The following is a 6,474-nucleotide window of genomic DNA, read 5'->3' as shown; positions in this document are numbered from 1 at the left end:
TGACTTCGTTTCTCAGGAATTGAGAGCGGCGGAAGACCCGGAATTTGAAACCTTCTACACTAAAAATATTCTGCTTAACGAAGGTCTGAGAGCTTGGATGGCTCCCCAAGACCAACCCCACGAAAACTTTATCTTCCCTGAAGAAGTATTACCTCGCGGTAACGCTCTCTAAAGATGGCAAGAAAATTTACCGAATAGGGGGAAGGGTGAAGTTAAATCACCCTTCTTTTTTGTTGATTAAGGCACTTCAAGCAACTAAGTAGTAGTGCAAAATAAATTTCCTAGTGAAGATAGGCAAAAGGCAGAAGGCAATAGGCAAAAGGGGGAATAAATAATCAGTCTTTAATAACCAGATTTAGTATTACTCATTTTCTGGATACCCCTGTAAGATAAACTAGAGAATTTCTTGGAGATAAAGACAATGTTTCGCCAAATTTTATTATCTGGTCTAGGTTTATTGCTAATTTGTCCCCTAGGGAGCGAGCCTGCAGCGGCCAGAACCATGAGAATTAATTGTGAAAGTCAAAACGGTCGCACTACTCGCTGTCCCGTGAACGCTAGATGGGCCCAAGTAAGATTAACTCGTACTCGCTCTGCTGCTCCCTGTGAGGGTAATTGGGATTTCCAAAACGGCAATATTGTGGTCAGAAATGGTTGTCGGGGCGAGTTTGAGATACGCATGGACGACCATCACGGTAATGTTGGTGGCGGTTGGGAAGGTAATGTTTACGAAGAATTTCGCCTCCCCAATATCGGTCGTTTTGTCGTTGATCGCCGCAGTTATTATGATAGTGGCAGAATTAGAGAATTTGATGCGATCGTTAATGGCAGTCGCGAGCGTTGGTGGGCCAATTGTCGAGGCGGCGAACTCGGCAGCGGTAGTCGTCGCATCCGCTCATCCCGGGAAATCGATCGAGTAGTGGACTTTGTTTGTGAGGATCGGGGTTAATCGATTTTACAGAGACGATATCCGACACCGTGGACGGTTTCGATAAAATTTTCGGGCGCTCCTGCCGCTTTTAGCTTTTGTCGTAGTGCGCGCAGGTGAACCTTGACCGTATCTTCTTCCACGGATTCTTCCATCGGCCAAACGTGCTGGATAATGGTGCGGCGACCGATTAAGCGATAACCGTGGCGCAGTAGCAGTTCTAAAATACAGTATTCTTTGGGGGTGAGATGGATGGCAACGCCGGCATAACTAACTTCGTAGGCCCCGGGATCTAGGCGTAAATGACCCCATTCTAAAATCGGCGGCAGCGAGGCCACATTGCGACGGAGTAAAGCCCGCACCCTGGCGAATAATTCGCCTAAATCGACCGGTTTAACGATATAGTCGTCGGCTCCCGCATCTAAACCGGAAATTTTATCGCTAACTGTATCCCGGGCCGTCACCATTAGGATCGGCATCTGATAACCACGCGATCGCAATTGTTGACAAAAACTAATGCCATCTAATTGCGGCAACATGACATCTAATAGTAACAGGTCGTAATCGCTCGCCCTGATGTATTCTAAAGCCGATTCTGCCTCTAAAGCCGTATCGACCACATAAAATTGGTCGGTGAGAGCTTCCGCTAAGGTGGCCGCTAAACGGCTATCGTCTTCAACTAAAAGAATCCTCATGAAACGCTAGAGATGGGTTAACCGTTAGCACCTTGCCGATGTGAATATCGGCATCAGTTTAAACTTATCAAAAAATGTTCATTCTTTGAAATACAGTTTAATGATAAAACACCTCTCGAATCTTTGACCAAAATTTTGTAAAGTTATATTTCAGATTAATTATTTTTTGCACTTAAATAACCAATTTATGCTTTACCTAGCAAGGGTTTAAGAAAAATCTTTCCGATTTATTTACATTATCTTTCCGATTTCTTTACTATATTAATCTTCCCGATATCTTTACCAGATTTTATCGATATCTTTTCGATCTTTTCACCGGTTTCTTTTCGTGTCTTTTGCTACACTTGTCGAGCGTTCTTGATGGACTCTCCAGAGAAACTAAGCATCGATCGCCAAATTGACCCTGCGGGAAAGGCTGAGAAGGCATTTTGTCCCGAAGTCGTCCCGCAGCAATCCTTTACCCCACCTTGAGGAGATTGTTTTGCTATGACTTTTGGACCCGCTTCCCAACTTGGAGTGGCCCGGTATGAAGAAACTCCCCCGCTAGAATTGCTCCCCGGACAATCGGCGGCCGAGAAAGAAACTTTAATTCAAGCCGTATACCGGCAAATTTTGGGCAATGCCTACGTTATGGAAAGCGAACGGGCAGTGGTTCCTGAATCCCAATTAAAAATGGGAGAATTAAGCGTCCGGGAATTCGTCCGTGCGATCGCTAAATCCGCTCTCTATCGCTCCCGTTTCTTCGATACCTGTCCCCGCTATCGTTTTATCGAACTCAACTTTAAACATTTCCTCGGTCGCGCTCCCGACGGATTGGAAGAAATGCGCGCCCACAGTACAATTCTCGATAGCCAGGGCTACGAGGCAGAAATTGACTCCTACCTCGACAGCGACGAATATCAAAACACCTTTGGCGAAAACATCGTTCCCTATTGTCGAGGCTATAAAACAGAACCAGGGCGCAATATGGTGGGATTCACCCATATTTTCGCTCTATCTCGCGGTAACTCCAGCAGCGACCTGAAGGGCAGTATTTCTGGTAAAGCTCCCGTACTGAACAAATACGTTATTCAAGAAATTCCCCTCCCCGTTATTCCTCCCTCCGGTGGTTCTGTGGGTGATGGTTGGTCTTTCCAAGATACCTCTAGTGGTGCGCGGTCGCGTTTGGGTGCCGGTGCCGGGGAAGAAGGCAAGGTTTACCGCATTGAGGTGACCGGTTATCGCTCCCTGGGCAAAGTTAACCGCGTCTCGAAGTTCCGCCGCAGTAATCAGGTTTATTTCGTCCCTTTTAACAAATTATCTCAAGAATACCAGCGCATCCACCGTGAGGGGGGTGTTATCGCTAGTATCACCCCGATTAACTAGAGTCCCAGTCAGCTATCGTTTCTGTTTAGGAGAATCTCAATGAGTTTAGTTTTAGAAAGTCCAGTGGAGCTGCGACCGTCGAGAAGTCCCGACGAAGTGGCCGCAGTAATTCGAGCAGTTTACAAGCAGGTTTTGGGGAATCCCCACGTTATGGAAAGCGAGCGCCTAACCACTGCCGAATCGCAACTGGCTAATGGTAATCTGACTGTGCGGGAATTCGTCCGTGCGATCGCCAAATCGGATTTTTATCGCCGTCGTTACTTTGAGTCCTGCGCTCCCTACCGTTTTATCGAGTTAAATTTCAAACACCTCTTAGGTCGGGCCCCGGCCGACCAAGCCGAAATTTCGGCCCATATCCAGATTTGTGTCGGTCAAGGCTACGAAGCGGAAATCGACTCCTATCTCGATAGCAACGAATATCAAAGCAAATTCGGCGATAATATCGTTCCCTATTACCAAGGGGCGAAAAGTCAAGTCGGTCAGAAAAATATTAACTACAATCGCACCCTTTCCCTCTACCAAGGTTATGCCGGGGTTGATAGTGCTTTCCCCGCAGCCCGTTTGGGTGCGGAAGTGGCGACGAATAGCGCCAGTCCGATCACTCTACCCAGTAAAGGTGGTCGTTTGAGTGCCTACAAAGACGCAACGGAGAAGACTTTCAAAATTGTCGTCAAAGGGGCGAAGTTTGATAGTCCTCGCCGGGTTAGTACCACGGAATATCTGGTACCGGGTGATCGCATGACTCCCCAAATTCAGCGTATCCATCGGGCGGGCGGTACGATCGTTAGTATCACCGAAATCGCCTAAAAACCTCGATAGTGAACGAGTAGGGATAGCTTCTCTACTCGTTGAAGGGGTTTTGGCCTCACAGATAAGCTGTACTGGATTTAAACTGCCTAGAGGAATTTTAGTACAAATGCTCAAACTTCCTCTTTTGCAGCTACCTTCTTCCCTCTCATAGACGGTCTTAAGGAGTAATTTAGATACCAAAAAGCTGACTTTAAATCTCTGAAAAAACAGTTATTATTTTAAGGCTAAATATTGAGCTTTTTAATATTTAACCACAGCGAAAACAATTGTGATTAATTTCCCAAAATATTTTCACAATAAATACTGTTGTTTTGTTGATTGTTTAATAACAATCACTGGTTCGGTTGCGACTAATTAATCCTAGTAAAAATCATAATTCCACTTCAAAAAAAATAAGTTATAATCGGGAGAAGAATAGCTTAAGATTACACTTAAGTATCTCCTAAAATTTTCGAGAGCGAATAGTGAAATGCCCCCTTCTTATTCGCTCTTTTTTCTACAAAAATTCCTTGATAATTAATCGTTAAAACCTGCTTTCTCCTATGGATATCAGACAATTTGTCGAACTTTCCCTCGGTCGTTGGCGATCTCAGCGCAGCGCCCACCATCTAGCTTTTACTCACTTTGAACAGGTCAAATCAACGATCGATATCGTGCCTTTAAAAAAAGAAGAGCAAGAAGTAATCGACCTGTGTAAGTCCTATGATATCGATGCAAATTTTGCTAGTAATCCCTTTCGCATGAGTTGGCAAGGAGAATCGGATTGGGATGACGAATCTACCTTTGAAGGAACGACGATTTTAATCCCAATTCCCGATGAAAATAATCCTCGATCGGGGCGATTATTGCGGGATCAAGGTTATGCAGAAACTATTCCCTCCATCGGTCGTTATCACTTTCAAGAAGACGGCACTTTTGTCCTCTTAACCGAATACGAAAGAGCCACTGCTGAAGAAAAAATCTGGTTTGTTAATCCTAATTTTCGCCTACGAGTATCTTTGATTAAAACCAGTGAGGGAACGGGAGTAGTTACGGCTTCTTTTTCCTCAGAAATTCGCAATTTATCGGTATCTTAGGGCAGTAAAAACCATGGCGGACAGTGATTTACTTTTAACTCTAGCTCACTGGATAGCGGGAGATTTTAGCAATCAGCAACAAGCTTTTGAAGATGCCAAAAATTACGCCCATATCCATGTATTTTTCCGACCTTTACCCTGGGATTTTTTCGGGGGAATCGGGTTTTATTCCGAACAGGTTTACGATTACGATCTCTGGCGACCCTATCGGCAAGGGGTGCATCGTTTTATCGATCGAGGAGAGGATATTTATATCGAAAATTACAGTTTACAAAATCCGATGTTTTATGCGGGAGCGGGACGGGAACTGTCAATTTTACGCAGTATAAAACCAGACAAAATTGATCGCCGTTATCACTGTTCGATGATTTTTCAACGGCGGGGAAATCTCTTTCGTGGCCGGGTAGAGGGCAATAGTTGTTTTATCGAAAAATACGGCAAAAAAACCTATTTAGTTAGCGATGTGGAACTGACAGAAAACACTTTTGTGAGTTTCGATCGCGGTTTAGACGTGGACAACCACGAACAGGTATGGGGATCAAGGGCGGGGGCTTTGAAATTTGTCAAAATCGAGAATTTTGCCGCCGAAGTTCCTTCGATGATTTGAACGGTTAATCAGCAGACTGAACGGAAACCAATGGAAACCATCCAAGAATCTACCACCATGCTCCCACCAGTCGCCCGTCAAAAAATGCAAGCTTGGATCCGGAGCCGTCATCTGGTTTGTTCGGGCAACTTTTTCCTCTTTGAAACCTTAGATTATTCTGCGGTGGAACGCTTCGAGCAGTGTGTGAAAAGTTTAGGCGGAACGGTGATTTCTGTGGAACCGCTTAAACGAGTTTGGATCGGCACTCACCGCAAAATTCTCCTCTACCAAGTGAAAGCTAGTTTACACACTCCCCACCATGAATTAAAACAATATTGGTTTAAGTATGGTAGTTTTCAAACTCGCTTTGATGAAAATATTTAACTATTAATGGCTCGCTGGCGGTTTTTCTCGATTAAGTCTTCTAAAAAAGAAGACTCGACACAACGGCGCTCGGAACAATAGGTCATTAAATTCACACCATTAATAATCTTGACTGTACTGACGCGCACACGAAAATTATCGGTAATAAACCAGCAGCGCTCTTGTCCCTGATTACGCTCGTATTCTGTATCTATAGTTAATACTCCATCCTCGGCAAAATGATAGACCCCGATAACGGGAATGCCTTCCACATAGCCTTTATTGCGGAGGAATTTGCCATAGCGAGCATTAACAGGATTGGGAACATCGACTAGAATCGCTTCGTAGTTAGGATCGGGGGCTTTTTCGCTTAAATTGCCCTGCCATTGAAAACTAGCTCCGCCACTAATTAACTCTGGATTTACCCCTTGTTCTCGGCAAACTTCCAGAACTTTCGGATTATCTGCGGCTAAAACCTTGATAATTAAATTAGATTCTCCCGATTCATCTCCCGCCGCGTCAAAACGATGAACAGTACGTTGAGAAAACCAAACTCCTTCGCTTTTGCGAAAGAAATCCATCATTGTCATCGGTGTTTTTTCTAGCATCGATCGCTCACTTTTACTTAGTTGCTTAACCAAATTTTACCAG

The 6,474-nt window shown here is 44.6% G+C and carries 9 protein-coding genes; 7 read left to right on the top strand and 2 right to left on the bottom strand.

All coding sequences use genetic code 11. From position 1 onward, the window contains the following. A partial coding sequence (locus IM456_RS20050; protein WP_271931852.1) for a photosystem II protein D2 occupies nucleotides 1–172 on the top strand: 172 nt, incomplete at its 5' end. A gap of 249 nt (nucleotides 173–421) precedes the next feature. Then, complete coding sequence (locus IM456_RS20045; protein ID WP_149988475.1) at nucleotides 422–949, top strand: DUF3011 domain-containing protein; 528 nt, start codon at nucleotides 422–424, stop codon at nucleotides 947–949. Here the strand turns inward: IM456_RS20045 and IM456_RS20040 are convergent. Continuing rightward, the gene (locus tag IM456_RS20040) at nucleotides 946–1,623 is read right to left on the bottom strand and encodes a response regulator transcription factor (protein WP_008204725.1); all 678 of its coding nucleotides are present in this window, start codon (nucleotides 1,621–1,623) and stop codon (nucleotides 946–948) included. The genes IM456_RS20045 and IM456_RS20040 overlap by 4 nt on opposite strands. 486 nt (nucleotides 1,624–2,109) lie before the next feature. Here IM456_RS20040 and IM456_RS20035 point away from each other — a divergent pair, with 486 nt between their 5' ends. The 5 genes from IM456_RS20035 (at nucleotide 2,110) to IM456_RS20015 (ending at nucleotide 5,844) form a co-directional block, all read left to right on the top strand. Next, nucleotides 2,110–2,988, top strand: coding sequence for a phycobilisome linker polypeptide (locus IM456_RS20035; protein ID WP_149988473.1), 879 nt, complete (start codon nucleotides 2,110–2,112; stop codon nucleotides 2,986–2,988). A gap of 39 nt (nucleotides 2,989–3,027) precedes the next feature. Continuing rightward, nucleotides 3,028–3,795 carry a phycobilisome rod-core linker polypeptide gene (locus tag IM456_RS20030; RefSeq protein ID WP_149988472.1) on the top strand — a complete coding sequence of 256 codons (768 nt, stop codon included), beginning with the start codon at nucleotides 3,028–3,030 and terminating at the stop codon, nucleotides 3,793–3,795. 545 nt (nucleotides 3,796–4,340) lie between these two features. Then, on the top strand, nucleotides 4,341–4,874 hold the full coding sequence (locus IM456_RS20025; protein WP_149988471.1) for a phycobiliprotein lyase: 534 nt from the start codon (nucleotides 4,341–4,343) through the stop codon (nucleotides 4,872–4,874). Nucleotides 4,875–4,887: 13 nt separating this feature from the next. Next, complete coding sequence (locus tag IM456_RS20020) at nucleotides 4,888–5,481, top strand: chromophore lyase CpcT/CpeT (protein ID WP_149988470.1); 594 nt, start codon at nucleotides 4,888–4,890, stop codon at nucleotides 5,479–5,481. 30 nt (nucleotides 5,482–5,511) lie between these two features. Beyond that, nucleotides 5,512–5,844 (top strand): hypothetical protein, encoded by a 333-nt coding sequence (locus IM456_RS20015; RefSeq protein WP_008204735.1) that lies wholly within the window; start codon nucleotides 5,512–5,514, stop codon nucleotides 5,842–5,844. On the opposite strand, the gene IM456_RS20010 is transcribed toward IM456_RS20015, so the two are convergent. Next, complete coding sequence (locus IM456_RS20010) at nucleotides 5,841–6,431, bottom strand: phycobiliprotein lyase (RefSeq protein ID WP_149988469.1); 591 nt, start codon at nucleotides 6,429–6,431, stop codon at nucleotides 5,841–5,843. The two genes, IM456_RS20015 and IM456_RS20010, sit on opposite strands and share 4 nt — an antisense overlap. Nucleotides 6,432–6,474: the final 43 nt, after the last annotated feature.

The sequence above is a fragment of the Microcystis sp. M079S1 genome (assembly GCF_020246425.1).
Classification (GTDB): Bacteria; Cyanobacteriota; Cyanobacteriia; order Cyanobacteriales; family Microcystaceae; genus Microcystis; species Microcystis aeruginosa.
This window is presented reverse-complemented; position numbering and strand designations above follow the sequence as displayed.